Origin of the sequence: Sulfitobacter sp. AS92 (genome assembly GCF_038900015.1) — a bacterium.
In the GTDB taxonomy this organism is placed as follows: Bacteria; Pseudomonadota; Alphaproteobacteria; order Rhodobacterales; family Rhodobacteraceae; genus Sulfitobacter.
The window spans coordinates 151,976-168,534 of sequence record NZ_JBBMQL010000004.1 but is presented as its reverse complement, the minus strand read 5'-3'; the positions used below and the strand labels follow the sequence as shown (position 1 = coordinate 168,534).

At 61.6% G+C, this 16,559-nt stretch carries 13 protein-coding genes and 3 tRNA genes; 11 read left to right on the top strand and 5 right to left on the bottom strand.

Annotated elements, in window-relative coordinates; genetic code table 11:
- Positions 1-151: 151 nt before the first annotated feature.
- From ctaD to WNY61_RS09840, 4 genes are all read left to right on the top strand, one after another.
- Positions 152-1,825 carry a cytochrome c oxidase subunit I gene (ctaD, locus tag WNY61_RS09855; RefSeq protein ID WP_342851277.1) on the top strand — a complete coding sequence of 558 codons (1,674 nt, stop codon included), beginning with the start codon at positions 152-154 and terminating at the stop codon, positions 1,823-1,825.
- Positions 1,826-1,958: 133 nt separating this feature from the next.
- Entirely contained in the window at positions 1,959-2,348 is a 390-nt protein-coding gene (locus tag WNY61_RS09850; RefSeq protein WP_342851276.1) for an MAPEG family protein, read from the top strand.
- Positions 2,349-2,481: 133 nt separating this feature from the next.
- Positions 2,482-2,556, top strand: a tRNA-Gly gene (locus WNY61_RS09845).
- Between the two features lie 156 nt (positions 2,557-2,712).
- Positions 2,713-2,787, top strand: a tRNA-Gly gene (locus WNY61_RS09840).
- A gap of 259 nt (positions 2,788-3,046) precedes the next feature.
- Here the strand turns inward: WNY61_RS09840 and rlmB are convergent.
- Positions 3,047-3,823, bottom strand: a complete 777-nt coding sequence (rlmB, locus tag WNY61_RS09835; protein ID WP_342851275.1) for a 23S rRNA (guanosine(2251)-2'-O)-methyltransferase RlmB — start codon at positions 3,821-3,823, stop codon at positions 3,047-3,049.
- A 112-nt stretch (positions 3,824-3,935) separates the two neighbouring features.
- Between rlmB and WNY61_RS09830 the strand changes: the two genes are divergently transcribed.
- Positions 3,936-4,019 (top strand) — tRNA-Tyr (locus WNY61_RS09830).
- 44 nt (positions 4,020-4,063) lie between these two features.
- Here the strand turns inward: WNY61_RS09830 and WNY61_RS09825 are convergent.
- Positions 4,064-4,648 carry a hypothetical protein gene (locus tag WNY61_RS09825; protein WP_342851274.1) on the bottom strand — a complete coding sequence of 195 codons (585 nt, stop codon included), beginning with the start codon at positions 4,646-4,648 and terminating at the stop codon, positions 4,064-4,066.
- Between the two features lie 91 nt (positions 4,649-4,739).
- Here WNY61_RS09825 and WNY61_RS09820 point away from each other — a divergent pair, with 91 nt between their 5' ends.
- Together WNY61_RS09820 and WNY61_RS09815 are read left to right on the top strand one after the other, a co-directional pair.
- Complete coding sequence (locus tag WNY61_RS09820) at positions 4,740-5,744, top strand: hypothetical protein (RefSeq protein WP_342851273.1); 1,005 nt, start codon at positions 4,740-4,742, stop codon at positions 5,742-5,744.
- A 77-nt stretch (positions 5,745-5,821) separates the two neighbouring features.
- Positions 5,822-7,114, top strand: a complete 1,293-nt coding sequence (locus tag WNY61_RS09815) for an O-acetylhomoserine aminocarboxypropyltransferase/cysteine synthase family protein (protein ID WP_342851272.1) — start codon at positions 5,822-5,824, stop codon at positions 7,112-7,114.
- A gap of 48 nt (positions 7,115-7,162) precedes the next feature.
- On the opposite strand, the gene WNY61_RS09810 is transcribed toward WNY61_RS09815, so the two are convergent.
- Positions 7,163-7,864: an SIMPL domain-containing protein gene (locus WNY61_RS09810; RefSeq protein WP_342851271.1), complete on the bottom strand. Its 702-nt coding sequence runs from the start codon at positions 7,862-7,864 to the stop codon at positions 7,163-7,165.
- A gap of 127 nt (positions 7,865-7,991) precedes the next feature.
- Here WNY61_RS09810 and WNY61_RS09805 point away from each other — a divergent pair, with 127 nt between their 5' ends.
- Entirely contained in the window at positions 7,992-10,877 is a 2,886-nt protein-coding gene (locus WNY61_RS09805) for a hypothetical protein (RefSeq protein ID WP_342851270.1), read from the top strand.
- A gap of 87 nt (positions 10,878-10,964) precedes the next feature.
- Here WNY61_RS09805 and hppD read toward each other — a convergent pair whose 3' ends face one another.
- Positions 10,965-12,059 (bottom strand): 4-hydroxyphenylpyruvate dioxygenase, encoded by a 1,095-nt coding sequence (gene hppD / locus WNY61_RS09800; RefSeq protein WP_342851269.1) that lies wholly within the window; start codon positions 12,057-12,059, stop codon positions 10,965-10,967.
- A 138-nt stretch (positions 12,060-12,197) separates the two neighbouring features.
- On the opposite strand from hppD, the gene WNY61_RS09795 reads away from it, so the two are divergent.
- Positions 12,198-12,653: an Lrp/AsnC family transcriptional regulator gene (locus tag WNY61_RS09795; protein WP_342851268.1), complete on the top strand. Its 456-nt coding sequence runs from the start codon at positions 12,198-12,200 to the stop codon at positions 12,651-12,653.
- An 18-nt stretch (positions 12,654-12,671) separates the two neighbouring features.
- Positions 12,672-14,585: a monovalent cation:proton antiporter-2 (CPA2) family protein gene (locus tag WNY61_RS09790; RefSeq protein ID WP_342851267.1), complete on the top strand. Its 1,914-nt coding sequence runs from the start codon at positions 12,672-12,674 to the stop codon at positions 14,583-14,585.
- Between the two features lie 44 nt (positions 14,586-14,629).
- Here the strand turns inward: WNY61_RS09790 and cobT are convergent, their stop codons facing one another.
- Positions 14,630-15,643, bottom strand: coding sequence for a nicotinate-nucleotide--dimethylbenzimidazole phosphoribosyltransferase (cobT, locus tag WNY61_RS09785; protein ID WP_342851266.1), 1,014 nt, complete (start codon positions 15,641-15,643; stop codon positions 14,630-14,632).
- 79 nt (positions 15,644-15,722) lie between these two features.
- Here cobT and cobS point away from each other — a divergent pair, with 79 nt between their 5' ends.
- Positions 15,723-16,529, top strand: a complete 807-nt coding sequence (cobS, locus tag WNY61_RS09780; protein WP_342851265.1) for an adenosylcobinamide-GDP ribazoletransferase — start codon at positions 15,723-15,725, stop codon at positions 16,527-16,529.
- Positions 16,530-16,559 lie beyond the last annotated feature (30 nt).

The following is a 16,559-nucleotide window of genomic DNA, read 5'->3' as shown; positions in this document are numbered from 1 at the left end:
TGATTTGACCACAACGCCACCATGGCAAAAAATACCCTCCCTGCGACCATCGCGCCCATTGCCCCCGCGAAGCGAGCGCTCTAAAACGGGCGCGACTACGCATGCGCCGCCTATGGCGCCATGTGTCCAATTCATTTGCAGGAGGCACCGCATGGCAGACGCAGCCATTCACGGCCAAGATCACCACGACGACCGGGGGTTCTTTACCCGGTGGTTCATGTCCACCAACCATAAAGACATCGGTATTTTGTACCTGATCGTCTCGGCCTTCGTGGGTCTTATCTCGGTGGCATTCACCGTTTACATGCGCCTTGAGCTCATGAATCCCGGCGTTCAATACATGTGTATGGAAGGCGCCCGTTTCATCGCGGATAGCTCTGCCGCCTGTACGCCCAATGGTCATTTGTGGAACGTGCTGATCACCGGCCACGGCATCCTAATGATGTTCTTCGTCGTGATTCCCGCCCTCTTCGGCGGTTTCGGCAACTACTTCATGCCGCTGCAGATCGGCGCGCCGGATATGGCGTTCCCACGGATGAACAACCTCAGCTTCTGGCTCTATGTCGCCGGTACAACGCTGGCCGTCTGCTCGCTGCTGACACCGGGCGGCAATGGCCAACTGGGTTCCGGCGTGGGCTGGGTGCTCTACCCGCCGCTTTCGGTCCGCGAAGCAGGCATGTCGATGGACTTCGCGATCTTCGCGGTCCACGTCTCGGGCGCCTCGTCGATCCTCGGCGCGATCAACATGATCACCACCTTTCTGAACATGCGTGCCCCCGGCATGACCCTGTTCAAAGTGCCGCTCTTTGCTTGGTCGATCTTCGTCACAAGCTGGCTGATCCTTCTGTCTCTGCCGGTTCTGGCGGGCGCGATCACCATGTTGCTGATGGACCGTAACTTTGGCTTCGCCTTCTTCGACCCCGCAGGCGGTGGTGACCCGATCCTCTACCAGCACATCCTGTGGTTCTTTGGTCACCCCGAAGTTTACATCATCATCCTGCCGGGTTTTGGCATCATCTCCCACGTGATCGCGACCTTCTCGCGCAAACCGGTCTTCGGCTACCTGCCGATGGTTTGGGCGATCATCGCGATTGGCGCTCTGGGCTTCGTCGTTTGGGCGCACCACATGTACACCGTGGGCATGACCTTGAACCAGCAGGCCTACTTTATGCTGGCCACCATGGTCATCGCGGTGCCAACAGGGGTGAAGGTCTTCAGCTGGATCGCCACCATGTGGGGCGGCTCTATCGAGTTTAAAACTCCGATGCTTTGGGCCTTCGGCTTCCTGTTCCTCTTTACTGTTGGTGGCGTCACCGGCATCGTGCTGAGCCAGGCCGCTGTGGACCGTGCCTATCACGACACCTACTACGTCGTGGCACACTTCCACTACGTGATGTCCCTCGGCGCGGTCTTCGCCATCTTCGCAGGTATCTACTTCTACCTGCCCAAGATGACAGGCCGCATGTACCCCGAATGGGCAGGCAAACTGCACTTCTGGGCGATGTTCATCGGCGCCAACCTGACCTTCTTTCCGCAGCACTTCTTGGGCCGTCAGGGCATGCCACGCCGCTACATCGACTACCCAGAGGCCTTTGCCTATTGGAACCAGTGGTCCTCGATCGGTGCCTTCCTCAGCTTCGCCTCCTTCCTGTTCTTCTTTGGGATCATGGCCTACACGCTGACCCGCGGCGCCCGCTCCACGGCGAACAACCCATGGAACGAGTTTGCGGATACACTGGAATGGACCCTGCCCAGCCCGCCGCCCGAGCATACGTTCGAGCAGCTTCCAAAGCAGGAAGACTGGGACAAACAGCACGGTCACTAAGACCAGACTAAATATGAAAGGCCCCGCCAGCGCGGGGCCTTTTCATTTGCGCCCCCTTAGCGCCATTCTAGACATCAAAGTCCCAAGCACGCGACCTCAACTCAACCACCCCGCCCCTCAAAAAGGACACCAGATGACCCTCGCCATAACCCCGATCTACGCCGCCCTCTGCGCGCTGGTTTTCCTGAGCCTCAGCTGGCATGTCATCGCCTACCGTCGGGCCAATCGGATCTCGCTTGGCGATACCGGAGACAAGGCGCTGCTTAAGCGGATGCGGGCACAGGCCAATGCTGCGGAATATATGCCTATCGCACTGATCCTGCTGGCCCTGACCGAGGCCAATGGCGCTCCGACGTTGGCGGTTCATGCGCTCGGCCTAGCACTCCTCGCGGGCCGCATCCTGCACCCCCTAGGCTTCGCCGCGACCCCACAAAAATTTATCCTACGCCAGATCGGCATGGTGCTGACCCTTGCCATGATCGCACTCGCCGCCCTCGGCCTGTTGGGCCACGCCCTCTTCTAATTCATCCTTTTCTAAATACCCGCGGGGGTCCGGGGGCAGCGCCCCCGCATTCTGGCATTTTTTCCACCCAAAACATCATTTCCCTCTTGAAGCCCTCCGCGCCTATGGGTATCCCGCCCACACCAAACGGTAAGCGGGCGTAGCTCAGGGGTAGAGCATAACCTTGCCAAGGTTAGGGTCGGGCGTTCGAATCGCCTCGCCCGCTCCATTTGGTCTGCACAGGGTCGCATCTTTGGATGCGGCCCTTTGTGTTTCCGACACCTCTAGCCCTTGCCCAGAAAAACGCATGCAGTCGGCGACAACACCTCATTTTCCCTCTTGCAGCCGTCCGCCCGAATGGGTATCCCCGCCTCACCAACCGGATGCGGGCGTAGCTCAGGGGTAGAGCATAACCTTGCCAAGGTTAGGGTCGGGCGTTCGAATCGCCTCGCCCGCTCCAGGTTGATCCTACCACCCCGTAGGAAACGCAAAGCCGCCCCTTGGGGCGGCTTTTGTGTATCTGGCCCCCTCTTCCAAACAAAAAAAACGCCCCATGACGAGCACGGGGCGTATAGGTACGGAACGAGGGACAGTTTGAGGCCGGCAGGCGTTCCGGGCCTGCGGTCACTATTAAACTTAGGAAGTCCCAACCGATTTCAAAGGGGACGCGGTCCTTGGAGACGCCCCCTGCCCGGTTTTGAGCCAATTCTTGCCGATTCTCAGCCGCCAACCCGGCTGGCGTAAAGGGCAATGGCCGCCGCGTTGGACACGTTGAGCGAGCCAAACCCCCCCGCCGCATCGATCCGCACCAATGCGTCAACCGTCTCGCGTGTCTTCTCTCTCAGCCCTGGGCCTTCGGCGCCAAGCACCAGTGCCACAGGGCGATCCCGGCGGCCCTCCACGGCGGTTTCGATGGTCTGCGTCGCCTCACCGTCAAGCCCCAGCACCAGATACCCCATGCCCTGCAGCGCGCGGATTGCGTCGGCAAGGTTCCGCACCCGCAGGTAGGGCTGACGCTCCAACGCGCCGCTGGCGGTCTTGGCTAAGGCACCTGTTTCGGGTGCCGAATGATGTTTGGTGCCGATCACCGCAGACGCACCTAAAACCTCAGCCGAGCGCAAAATCGCCCCGACGTTATGCGGATCGGTCACCCGGTCCAGCAGCAACAGGCGCGGCGCGGTGTCACCGATGGCGACATCCTCCAGCCGCCCCCAGTTCAGCGGCTTCACTTCCAGCACTGCACCTTGGTGGACAGAGTTGGGATCGAGCGGCGGACGAAACTTGCGCGGGTCGACGACTTCGGGCGCGATTCCCGCCTCCGCAATGGCATCTTCCAGCTTCGCTTGGGCATTCGGCGTGACCATCAGCTGCAGTTTTTCCCGGTTCGGGTTCATCAACGCATCGCGCACCGCATGCAGGCCAAAAAGCCAAACTGTCTGCGCCGCATCGGCCTTTTTGTCCTGCTCTTTTTGCACGACCCATTTGGGTTTCTTCATCTCTTTATCCTTTCGCGCGATTTCCCCAAGATTTCTCGGGAATTCGCCTTGACGGTCCTTTGGGTCGCTTGTAATCACGCCCCCACGTCAGGTGCAATGCACAGGACAAAGTGGGCGACAGGCCGCAAGGTGTGGCAGGGGACTGTAACTCCCTCGCGGAGACGCACGCCTGGTTCGATTCCAGGGTCGCCCACCACTTTCTCCCCTTCGATGCGCATGGATAAGGGCGATTGCCCCTCCTCACGGAATCAACACGTCACCGCGAGAAAAACGCGCGGCAGCCATGCCGAGATCATCATAGACCAGTTGTATCTGAACCGATTGAACCGAGCCGGGTTCGAACGTCAAATACGGCAGCGGATCGTCACCAAGTACTGCATTCGGGGTGGCGAGCGTTTTGTGGCAGGGCGGCAGCGGCCAATCCCGCAGCGGTGCATCATTTACAGCGATGGCCATAGCGGCCAGCCCGCAGCGCCAACTCCACAAATGGGTGACATAGACATAATCTTTCCCGCCATATTCCCGCACGGCAACCCAATTGCCGCGCGTGGCGTTTAAGATCGGTCTGACCTCCGCTGCCGTGGTAAAGCGGCCCGTAGAAATCTGTTCTTCGGCCACCAAACCGGCGGGCACCGCGTCCATGATGAACGCCCGTCCCGGCGCGTCAGGCGAAGCTGGGGCGGCTGGGCTGGCGGGGGCTGTCGGCGATGCCGGTGTTGCTGGTGCTTCCCCCCTCAACGGCACTTCGGGCCGTCCCACCCCGTCCGAGGGTACGCCTGCCCCGCCCAGGCCGATCGCAATCACGGCGAAAACAAATTCAAACATCCCAAACGCTCCGCAGGCCGCTCAATTTGCTGCCTTTTGTCGATAGGTACTTGCCCCTATACTATCCAAAACCCAGAGGCCGCGCCTAAGTATGACACGCAACTCGCGTATCCCGCAAATTTTCAACGTCGCCATCGTGGCTCAGCAAGGACGGCTGGCTTATGAGGCGCTAATCTTTGCCGCCTCGCTGCGGCATTCTTGTCCAGACTTCAAAGGCCGCTTGCTGATCGCAGAGCCACAGCCCGGCCCCCTATGGGAAAACGATCCGCGCATCAGTGACAACGCCCTGCGCGACGCGCTTGCCGACCTTGGCGCGGAGTTCATTCCGTTTCATAACCAGCATTTCGGCAGCGCCTACCCCTATGGCAACAAAATCGAGATGCTCAGCGCCCTGCCCGCAGGGGAACCCTTTGTTTTCTTTGACACCGACACGTTGATCACTGGCGATTTGACTGCCGTGCCGTTTGACTTTGAACGCCCCTCAGCGTCGCTGCGCTGCGAAGGAACTTGGCCAGAGCCACAGCTTTACGGGCCGGGCTATACCGAGTTGTGGAAGTCGCTTTATGACAAGTTCGATCTGGATTTCGCCAGCAGCCTTGATCTCAGCCAACCGGATGAATATTGGCGCCGTTATCTCTATTTTAACGCTGGCTTCTTCTACTACCGTTGCCCCCGCGAATTTGGCGCGTTGTTCCTCCACTACGCGCTGGCGGTGCGGGATGATCCCCCGGTTGAACTCTGCGCGCAGAGCTTTGATCCATGGCTCGACCAGATCGTGCTTCCGCTGGTGATCCACAAACTCGGCGGCGGGCGCGACGCACTACCGCCCGGTCTGCTTGATGGTACGGTGTCCTGCCACTACCGTTTCTTGCCGCTGCTCTACGCCCGCGAAAGCGACCATGCCATTCAGGTGCTAGAGACCATCACCGCCCCCAATAAGATGAAAAAGCTGCTAAAAGAACGCGATGCAATCAAGCGGATCGTCTATCAGGGGCGCGGCGCCAAGGTGCGTGCGCTCTTCGATCTGGACAACCTGCCCCGGCGCGAACAGGCGATCCGCAACCGGATCAAATCCAACGGCTTTTGGATGCGCTGAGCGAACTGTCCCCCGTTGTCTGAATGGATCTTTGCGCCTAGGCTGCGCGAAATCCATTTTTCTGAGAGGACAGACCAATGGCCGATAGCCCCAATCATCATTTTGACACGTTGCAGATCCACGCCGGTGCCCACCCCGACCCGGCCACGGGTGCGCGGCAAACGCCGATTTACCAGACCACGGCCTATGTCTTTCGCGATGCCGATCACGCGGCGGCGCTCTTTAACCTGCAAGAAGTCGGCTATATCTATTCGCGCCTGACCAACCCCACCAACGCCGTCCTGCAAGAGCGGATCGCCACGCTTGAAGGCGGTGTCGGCGCGGTCTGCTGTTCTTCGGGCCATGCCGCGCAGATCATGGCGCTTTTCCCGTTGATGGGGCCGGGCAAAAACATCGTCGCTTCCACCCGTCTATACGGCGGTACGGTCACGCAGTTCAGCCATACGATCAAACGTTTCGGCTGGTCGTGCAAATTCGTCGATTTCGACGATCCGCAGGCCGTGGCTGATGCCATCGACGACGACACCCGCGCGGTCTTTGGCGAGGCCATCGCCAACCCCGGCGGCTATATCATGGACGTGCGCGCCATTGCCGATGTGGCCGATGCGGCGGGCATTCCGCTGATCATCGACAACACCAGCGCCACCCCCTACCTCTGTCGCCCGATCGAACTCGGCGCGACGCTGGTCGTCCATTCCACCACGAAATACCTCACCGGGAACGGCACTGTGATGGGCGGTTGCGTGGTGGATTCGGGCAAGTTCGACTGGTCAGCCAATGACAAATTCCCCTCGCTCAGCCAGCCGGAGGAGGCCTACCACGGCATGAAATTTCACGAGACCTTCGGCGCGATGGCTTTCACCTTCCACGGCATCGCCATTGGGTTGCGCGATCTGGGCATGACCATGAACCCGCAAGCGGCGCATTACACGCTGATGGGGATCGAGACCCTGTCGCTGCGGATGGACCGCCATGTGCAGAACGCGGTAAAGGTGGCGGAATGGCTCGAACAGGACGACCGCGTCGATTACGTCACCTATGCCGGGTTGAAATCCTCACCCTATCACAAGCGCATGCAAAAGGTCTGCCCCAAGGGCGCGGGCGGGCTGTTCACCTTTGCGGTCAAAGGCGGCTATGACGCCTGTGTGAAGCTGGTGAACGGCCTCGATATCTTTAGCCATGTGGCGAATTTGGGCGATACGCGCTCGCTGATCATCCACTCGGCCTCCACCACCCACCGCCAGCTTACGCAAGAGCAGCAGGAAGCGGCGGGTGCCGGACCGGGTGTGGTGCGGATTTCTATCGGGACGGAAAATGCCGACGATCTGATCGCCGACTTGGATCAAGCGTTGGCCAAAGCCACGGCCTGATCCCACTCCCCGCCGGGCAAACCGGCGGGGGTATTTGCGCGGCTTGGCTTACTGCCCCGGCGCAATCGCGAAGGTCATGGAGACCTCGGCCTGCAGCTCGACCTCGCCTTCGGCCACGGCACTGTCCATCGCCATGCCCATTCGGGCGGCCTCGAACATCTTGGGCTGGGAATGTGAGTTTTCCGTCATGCGCAGCAGCGTGCCTAGCTTCACCCCCGCGGCATCGGCCAACTGCCGGGCGCGTTCGGTGGCGTCAGTAACTGCGGCTTTGCGCGCCTCGGCCAGCGCGTCTTTCGGGTCTTGAAGACCAAAGTCCAAACCGTTGAAATCATTTGCGCCCTCGTCGATTACCGCATCCATCATCGCGCCGAGACGGTCCAAATCGCGCACCTTGACGGTGACCGAATTGCCCGCCTCATAGCCGGTGATGCGCGGCGGCGCGCCATCCTCAATAGGGCGACGATCATGCACCGGGCGCAGATAGAAACGGCTGGTCTGACGGTCTCTCGCCGCGATGCCCTGCGCGTCAAGCTGGGCGAGAATCGCAGCGACGGCTTCGGTCACCTTGTCCATTGCGGCCTTGGCGCTGGCGGCCTCTTCGGTCACGCCCAAGGTAATCGTCGCCATGTCGGGTGCAGCAGCGACGCTGCCTTGGCCGGTAACAATGATCCCCTGTTCTGGCCCCTGCTGCGCCGAGACCATGCCAGCCCCCGCCATCCACGCCAGCGCCACCCAATTCATCAGTCGCATGTTCGTTCCTTTCCGTGCATCAATGCCCCGCCAGTTGCCCACCGCAAGCCGCCGCTGACAAGCAACTATGGCGCGCGCACCCTTCCCTTGGGCGAACTCCTGCTCTATCCTTTGCAATGACTGCGGCGTGTCTGTAAGTGCGCCCGACCCCATGCTAAAGTCGTCTACGATGAAGCCGAATTTTACCCTCTCCTTGTCGTTCGACGGCATTCGTTTGCTCCACCGTACGGCGGGCGGTTGGCGGCTTGTTGGTGAAGTTGCGCTTGATAGTGCCGACTTGGCTGCGGAACTGGCGGTCTTGCGCAAAACTGCCACGGCGCTTGATTCCGGTGGGCTGCGCAGCCTGCTGCTCATCCCCGATGCACAGATTAAATATCTGACCACAGACACCCCCGGAATGGACCAGCCTGCGCGCCGTGCCGCTGCAGCTGCGGCACTGGAGGGGGCCACGCCCTATGCGGTTGCTGATCTGGTCTATGATGTCAGCGCTGACGGCGGGCAGACCCATGTCGCCGCCGTGGCACGCGAAACGCTGGATGAGGCCGAAGCTTTCGCTGTTGAGCATCGGTTCCACCCGGTCAGCTTTGCCGCCGCTCCTGCCGCCCACGCCTTTGCCGGCGCGCCACATTTCGGGGTGACCAAATCCGCGTCAAAGCTTTTGGACCCCGGCGAAACCGTGGACCCTGAGGCCGAACCGATCGTAATTACGGGCGCGTTGAGCGTGCCTGATGGGCCAATCGCCGATCTGTCAGAGATGCCTTCCGTTGTCGGCACACCCTCAGCAGAACCAGCGCTTGCCGCCACACCAAACGACACGCCGCCACTGGTTGAAGAAGACCTGCCTGCGTTGGCAACGCCCGAGAAAACGCCGGACGCCGCAGAGCCAGCTGCGCTCAAGGCCACACCCGCAGAAACGCCTCCGCCCCTTGATGAAGGATTGCCGATCCTCGACGCGCCGGTGGCGGACCCCACTACACCGGACGCCGCACCAGAGGCGGAGCTGGCCCCCACGCCGAAGGGCTCCCCCCCGCCGCTGGAAGAAGACCTGCCCCAGCTGGATGCCGGTCCTACCGCCAAAGGTCCGCGCGAAGCTTCCGAGCAGGCAACGCCACCCATCTCCGGCAGCGTCGCGGTTTCGGCTGCGCCACTCGCCGCGGCTGCTGGTGCCGAGGCAGCGACACCCACGCCCCCAGCCACCACACCGTCCGAACCATCACGCAAGGTAGATTTTTCAGCACCGCCGTCACGCAGCGCGCCTGCCGCTGGATTTGCAAGCCGCAGTGGAGCGAGTGACACTGCGCCAAATCTAGGCGGCGCAAGCCGGGCCACACCGCCGCCCCCGCCTGCCGCCAAGCCGGAACCGACCGCGGCGCCCACGCCCGCGCTCAGCACGCCGTCACTCCCCGTCGGTGCCCCCTCGCCCGCCGCTGCTCCGTTGGCGCCGCAGATGGCCATCTCACCTGCGACTGCCGCAGCGACGACAGTGGCCGCGACACCCCAGCCCGACAGCAGCTCGCTGACGCCCGATACCCCTCCGTCGGTCGGTGCGTTCCTCAGTCGCCGCAAGCCGAAACCAACGAAAGACCGCCGGTCAGCAGCCACCCCAGCCGCCGCCACAGCTACTTCCGAAGCCGACCGGATGACCGTTTTCGGCGCGCGTCGCCGCAACGAGGTGGGCGGCAAGCCACGTTTTCTGGGCCTCATCCTGACGGCGGCCCTCTTGGTATTCCTCGCCGGCGTCGCCGCATGGGCGTCGATTTTTCTGGACGATGGCAACGCGCTTTCGCGGCTCTTTGGCGATCGCAGCCCGCGCAGCACTGCCGAAGCCTTGGCCCCCGCCGACACCCCCACAACGGATGACGAGATCGCCGTTCTGCCCCCGGATGAACCCGCAGAACCCGATGCGATTGAAACCGCCGCGTTGGATGCGGGGCTGACCGACGAGGACGGTGCCGTGCTTGACACGCTGCGCGACCCCGAGCCGCAACCCAGCACCGAAATGACAGAGGCCGAAGTCGACGCTAAATATGCCACCACCGGCATTTGGGCGCGTGCACCTGACGTGCCCCCGGCCCCTGCAGCGGCCATCGATATTGACGATCTCTACCTCACCAGCATTGACCCGATCAGCACCACGACTGACGCTGTGGCCCTGCCGCCCGCCGCTGGTTTTGGCACCGATACGGCACCCGGCGCGGTGAACTCTCCTGTCGCTGCGGGGACGCGCTTTGCGCTGGATGCACGCGGTCTGGTGGCGCCTACGGTACAAGGTGCGCTTAGCCCCGATGGACATCTGGTCTACCTTGGCCGCCCCCCGGTACAACCCCCGGCCACATTGACCCGGCCCGAGGTTGAGCCCGTCACCCCAGAGGTCGACAACACGTTGGAAGAGGCGCGCCCCCGCACGCGCCCAGAAGACTTGGAAGAAACCACAGAGCGCGCGCAGCTCGATGGTCTGACGCGGTCTGAACTGGCTGGCTTGCGTCCGCAATTGCGCCCCCAGTCCGTTCAGGAGGAAGCGGAAGAGGCGCTTGCTGCTGCCGCCGCGCCTGAAGTGACGATTGATCCGATTGATACCAGCGATGCCGTTGCCGCCGCCCTTGCAGCCCCACCGGCAATTCAGAATGCCACGGAACAGGCCACCACCCAATCGCGCCGCCCCGACACACGGCCCCGGAATTTTGACCGTATCGTTCAACGCGCCGCGCGCAGTCCTGAGCCTGCGCAGGTGGCCAGCGTCGCCCCCAAAGCGGTGCAGCCGCGCTTCCCGTCGAAAACCTCGGTCGCGCAACAGGCCACTGTGAAGAATGCGATCAATCTGCGGGATGTTAACTTGATCGGGGTCTACGGCAAACCGTCGAACCGCCGCGCCTTGGTCCGGCTGAGCAATGGGCGCTACCAAAAGGTCGAGGTCGGTGACCGAATTGATGGCGGCCGGGTGTCGGCGATTGGCGATAGTGAGCTGCGCTATGTCCGCCGGGGCCGCGATGTCGTGCTGAAGATGCCGAACTAAGGCTTCTTTCAGCCGTAGACAGAGCCGACTGGACACCGAAAAAGGGGCACCGAAGCGCCCCTTCATCTCTTCCCGGGTGGGCTGTGGTTATGAGGTCTCAAGCTCGCCGTTGTCGATCTGCTCTTGCTCGATCGATTCAAACAGCGCCTTAAAGTTGCCCTCCCCGAAACCGTCATCGCCCTTGCGTTCGATGAACTCGAAAAAGATCGGGCCAATCACGGTTTTCGAGAAAATCTGCAACAGGATGCGCGTTTCGCCACCGTCAATCACGCCTTCGCCATCAATCAGAATGCCGTGCTTTTGCATCCGGTCCAGCGGCTCTTCATGGCCGGTCACGCGATCCTTGCTCATTTTGTAATAGGTCTCGGGCGGGCCGGGCATGAATTTTAGACCATTGTCGGCAATCGCATCAGTGGCGTCATAGATGTCACGCGCGCCCACGGCGATGTGCTGAATGCCCTCGCCATTGTATTTCTTCAGATAGGCCACGATCTGCCCGGTCTCGCCCCGGTCTTCGTTGATCGGAATGCGGATACGACCGCAAGGCGACGTCAGCGCGCGGCTGGTGAGGCCAGTGAACTTGCCCGCAATGTCGAAAAAACGGATTTCGCGGAAGTTGAACAGATCGCCGTAGAACTTGAACCACACGTCCATATTGCCCTTGTGCACATTGTGCGTGAGGTGATCGAGGTAGTAAAATCCAACGCCCTCGGGCTTTGACTTGGCGATCCAGTCGTATTCCCAGTTGTAGGGTGATGTGTCGTAATACTGGTCGACGAAATAGATCAGCGAGCCACCGATCCCCTTGATCGCGGGCACGTCCAGCACCTTGCCGTCGCCCTTGTACTCCTCGGCCCCCTTGGCCACGGCATGTTCCAGCGCCTTTTGCGCATCGACCACGCGCCAGCCCATCGAGGGCGCGCAGGGGCCGTGTTCATCGACAAAGCGCGCGGCAAAGCTTTCGGGGTCATGGTTCAGCACATAGGTGATGTCACCCTGCTGCCATAGCTCGATCTTTTTCGTCTTGTGATTGGCGACATGGGCATAGCCCATCTTGGTAAAGACATCGCGCAGCGCCTGCGGGTCGGGGCTGGCAAATTCGACAAACTCAAAACCATCGGTGCCGGCGGGGTTCTCTGCCGTTATCTGCGATTTCGGGGCGTCATGTGGGAAAGGGCCCATGTCAGTCTCCTCTGCGTTTGGGATTTGCCTCATAATACGACGCTCGCCCTGCGCAGTTTGCGCATTTTGCGGCATGGTTGTGGTCTTTTTTACGTGGACGGCGCATACTACATCCAAACCACGCGGGAATTGCGCATTATGTTGGACGAAACAGACCGGCGGCTGCTGACAGCATTGCAAAAGAACGCTCACCTCACGGCGCAGGAGCTGGGCCAACAGCTTAATCTCTCCTCCAGCCAAGCCGGACGCAGGCGGCAGCGGTTGGAGGCGGACGGCTATATTCGTGGCTACCACGCGCGGCTTGATCCGGTGCGGATGGGGCTGAATGTGCAGGGCTTTGTGCAAGTGCATCTGGGCACCCACGGCCCAGAGCATTCGGCCAGTTTTGCGCGGCTTATGGCCACCCGTCCCGAGATTGTGAGCGTCTGGACGATGACGGGGGATGCGGACTATCTGTTGAGGGTCTATTGTGACGATCTGCCAAGCCTTAACAGGCTTATTCAAGACGTTCTTCTGCCGCATCAAGCCGTTAGCCGGGTGCATAGTCAGATCGTCATGGACCAACTAAAACAGGACGGGCCGTTGCCCACCTGACCCTGAGAAAGGACCGCAATGGAAGGTTTCCTGTTCCAAGCCTCCGTCTATCTGGCCGCCGCCGTGATCGCCGTGCCGATTGCCGCGCGATTGGGGCTTGGGTCGGTGCTGGGTTATCTAGCCGCGGGCATTCTGATCGGCCCGGTGTTGGGGCTGGTCGGGTCCGAAACGAAGGACGTGCAGCATTTCGCGGAATTCGGCGTGGTGATGATGCTGTTCCTCATCGGGCTGGAGCTGGAACCCCGCGCGCTGTGGGACATGCGGCATAGGTTGTTGGGCATGGGCGGATTGCAGGTGCTGCTGTCGACGGCGGCCCTGATGGCCATCGCCATGGCCTATGATCAGCCATGGCGCGTGGCGCTTGCGATTGGTCTGACGCTCTCGCTCTCCTCTACGGCGATTGTGCTGCAGACCCTCTCGGAAAAGGGATTGATGCGGACGCAAGGGGGCAGGTCCGTTTTCTCGGTGCTGTTGACCCAAGATATCGCGGTGATCCCGATCCTCGCTTTCCTACCGCTGCTGGCAACGGGGCTTGCCGGGGGGATCCTGCCCAACGGGGCCATTTCACTTGATCCGCAAGAGGTTGAGAACGCCCATCTGAGCGCAGAGGCCAGCCACGCCAATGGCGCGGCGCAAGCTGCCCAAACCTTTGTTCAAAGCCTGCCCGGCTGGGGCGTGACACTCGTGACCATCGGGGCCGTGGCGGCGATCATCCTCGTCGGCATCTACCTCACCCGGCCGGTCTTCCGCTACATCCACCTCGCCAAACTGCGCGAGATGTACACGGCGCTGGCACTGCTGATCGTGGTGGGGATTTCCTCGCTGATGACGGTGGTGGGCCTTTCGCCTGCACTAGGCGCCTTCCTTGCCGGTGTGGTCTTGGCCAGCAGCGAGTTCCGCCATGAGCTGGAAACCGACCTTGAGCCTTTCAAAGGGCTGCTTTTGGGCCTCTTCTTCATCACCGTGGGCGCGGGTATCAACTTTGTCCTGCTCTTCGAAGAGCCGTTGATCCTGATCAGCATGGCGCTTTTGGTCATCATCGTCAAAGCACTGATCTTGATGGTGCTGGGGCGTCTGTTCCGCCTCAAAGGGCGCGATGGCTGGCTGTTTACATTGGCACTGGCACAGGCCGGTGAGTTTGGTTTCGTGCTAGTCAGCTTCTCCCTCGCCACCGGGGTCATGCCGGACCCGATTGCCGAGACGCTGTTGCTGGTGGTGGCGCTGACCATGCTGATCACGCCTTTGCTGTTCATCCTCTATGATCTCATCAGCAAGCGGCTTGACGACAGCAGCCCCATCGTCGCGGATGAGATCGACAGCAGTGGGCCTGTGATCATCGCGGGCGTGGGGCGGTTTGGACAGATGGTGAACCGCATGGTGCAAGCCAGCGGTTTCGCCACCGTCGTGTTGGACCACAACCCCGAAACCATCGCCGTCATGCGCCGCTTTGGTTTCAAAGGGTTTCTGGGAGATCCAACACGGCCCGACATCCTGCGCAAAGCGGGGCTGCAGGATGCCAGCGTGCTGGTGGTGGCGCTGGATGATCCGAAGGCGGCAGTGTCGCTGATCTCCTACGCCCGGAAGGAGAACCCTTCCCTGCATATCGTCACCCGTGCGCGCGACCGTACCGAGGTTTACCGCCACTATCAGGCCGGCGCCAACGACATCGTGCGCGAGATGTTCGACAGCTCTCTACGTGCAGGCCGCTATGTGCTGGAAAATATGGGGCTTTCAGACTTCGAGGCAAATGAAGCACAAAAGCTTTTCTACGCCCATGACCGCGCCTCGGTCCGTGAATTGGCGGCACTTTGGCGGCCCGATGTGCCGCCCTCGCAGAACGCGGCCTATGTCGCCCGCGCCAAAGAGTTGCAGAAAGACCTAGAGACGGCCTTTCTGAACCTGGGCGAAGACAAAGCCAAGAATAGTACCTAATGCGGCGGCCCCACGCGGGCCGTCTGGGGCCGTCTGGCGCGGTACTATGCGTCGCTGACGCCCGCTTCGGCAAAGGTCGCCATGCCCGCGTGACAGGCCAGCGCGGTCTTTAGGATGCCAATCGCCAGCCCCGCGCCGGACCCCTCCCCGAGCCGCAGGTTCAGCTGAAGCAACGGCTCTTTGTCCAGCGCTTCCAACAATCGGCGGTGCCCGCTCTCAGAACTAAGGTGCCCCGCCACGGTGTGGTCAAGCGCGCCGGGCGCGCTGCGCGCAAGGCAGAGCGCCGCAGCACAGCAGATAAAGCCGTCAAGGATCACCGGAATGCGCAATTGTCGTGCGCGGGCCATGGCCCCGGCCATGCCTGCCAACTCGCGGCCGCCCAAACGGCGCAGTGTCTCCAACCCGTCACCCTTGTCCGCATGCAGCCTGATGGCTTCGGTCACCACCTCTGTCTTGAGTGTAAGCCCCGTGTCATCCACACCGGTGCCCCGTCCGGTCCAAAACGCGGCCCCTCCGCCCAAAAGCGCACCGGCGAGAGCCGCCGCGGATGTGGTATTGGCGATGCCCATTTCGCCCACCACCAGCAAGTCTGCATCGGCGTCAACCGCTTCCCACCCGGCGCGCAGGGCATCGACGAATTCCGCCTCATTCATCGCAGGCTCGGCGGTGAAATCTTTGGTGGGCACCTCAAGCGACAGCGGCACCACATCAAGGCTGGCCCCATTCACCCGTGCGATCTGGTTAATAGCCGCCCCGCCGTGCTGGAAGTTCGCCACCATCTGCGCTGTCACCTCAGCCGGGAACGCTGATACGCCCCGCGCAGCAACACCATGATTGCCCGCAAAAATGATGATCTGCGGCGCTGAAATCTCGGCCCGCGCGCCGCCGCGCCAACCGCGATACCAGATCGCCAAATCCTCTAGCCGGCCCAGTGCACCGGGGGGTTTGGTAAGGATGCCGTCATGCGCCCGCGCCTCTTCCATCGCGGCGCCGTCACAGTCTGGCATGGACCGCAGAAGGCTGCGAAATTCGGTAAGATTGGCGAAAGACGTGGTCATATGCGGCCCTTTGCGGATTGATATTCAACCGTTTCTAGCCTTAGCCTGTCGGCGCTGAAAGTGCCGAAAGGGCGAAATTATGGCCATTCCCGACATCTCCGCACTTAGGCACGCCTTTCGCGCGCGCGATATCGCTGTGTCCTTTGCTTTGCTGACCCGCCTGCCCCTGCCCCATTTTCATTTTCAAACCGAAGTTCTCCGCCCGCCCGCGCGTAGCGCTTGGGCCTATCCGCTGGTCGGCATCGTATTGGGACTTATTGCAGGCGGCGTGGGGCTGGCGCTGACACGGATGGGGGCAACCCCGCCGCTCGCCGCTGCTTTCGTTCTGATCACCACGGTCATGCTCAGCGGGGCAATGCATGAAGATGGTCTGGCGGATTGTGCCGATGGGTTTTGGGGCGCTTGGACGGCGGAACAACGGCTGCGCATTATGAAAGACAGCGTGATCGGCACATACGGCGTTGTGGCGCTGGTTCTGTCGCTGCTGTTGCGGTGGTATCTAATCAGCGAATTAATCACCGACGGTGCGCTTGTCTGGGCGCTTGTCATCGCCTCCTGTGGCTCGCGCGCCGCGATGGTCTGGGTAATGGACAGCCTGCCCACCGTGCGCCGCGACGGGCTGTCAGATCGCACAGGCCGACCCGGTGAATTGGCATCGGCTGTGGCGGTGCTGATCGGAGTGGTGGTGATCGTGGTGGCGCCGGTCTATTCCGCTTGGCGCTTGGCGCTACTGGGGCTGCTAGGCGCGCTGGTGGTGCGGCAAATCGCCAAACGCAAGATCGGTGGGCAGACCGGCGATGTGCTGGGTGCGACTCAACAGGTGACAGAGATTGCCTTACTGATCGGCTGTCAGATGATGGCCTATGGCTGGCAGGCCATTCCCTAGAAGAAAACCGCGCCCCCTGGAGGGACGCGG

Coding starts and splice junctions, on each gene's coding strand:
- WNY61_RS09790 (WP_342851267.1), top strand. CDS start 12,672: ATGGAAGGTTTCCTGTTCCAAGCCTCCGTCTATCTGGCCGCCGCCGTG.
- WNY61_RS09825 (WP_342851274.1), bottom strand. CDS start 4,648: ATGTTTGAATTTGTTTTCGCCGTGATTGCGATCGGCCTGGGCGGGGCA.
- WNY61_RS09815 (WP_342851272.1), top strand. CDS start 5,822: ATGGCCGATAGCCCCAATCATCATTTTGACACGTTGCAGATCCACGCC.
- ctaD (WP_342851277.1), top strand. CDS start 152: ATGGCAGACGCAGCCATTCACGGCCAAGATCACCACGACGACCGGGGG.
- cobT (WP_342851266.1), bottom strand. CDS start 15,643: ATGACCACGTCTTTCGCCAATCTTACCGAATTTCGCAGCCTTCTGCGG.
- hppD (WP_342851269.1), bottom strand. CDS start 12,059: ATGGGCCCTTTCCCACATGACGCCCCGAAATCGCAGATAACGGCAGAG.
- WNY61_RS09795 (WP_342851268.1), top strand. CDS start 12,198: ATGTTGGACGAAACAGACCGGCGGCTGCTGACAGCATTGCAAAAGAAC.
- cobS (WP_342851265.1), top strand. CDS start 15,723: ATGGCCATTCCCGACATCTCCGCACTTAGGCACGCCTTTCGCGCGCGC.
- rlmB (WP_342851275.1), bottom strand. CDS start 3,823: ATGAAGAAACCCAAATGGGTCGTGCAAAAAGAGCAGGACAAAAAGGCC.
- WNY61_RS09820 (WP_342851273.1), top strand. CDS start 4,740: ATGACACGCAACTCGCGTATCCCGCAAATTTTCAACGTCGCCATCGTG.
- WNY61_RS09850 (WP_342851276.1), top strand. CDS start 1,959: ATGACCCTCGCCATAACCCCGATCTACGCCGCCCTCTGCGCGCTGGTT.
- WNY61_RS09810 (WP_342851271.1), bottom strand. CDS start 7,864: ATGCGACTGATGAATTGGGTGGCGCTGGCGTGGATGGCGGGGGCTGGC.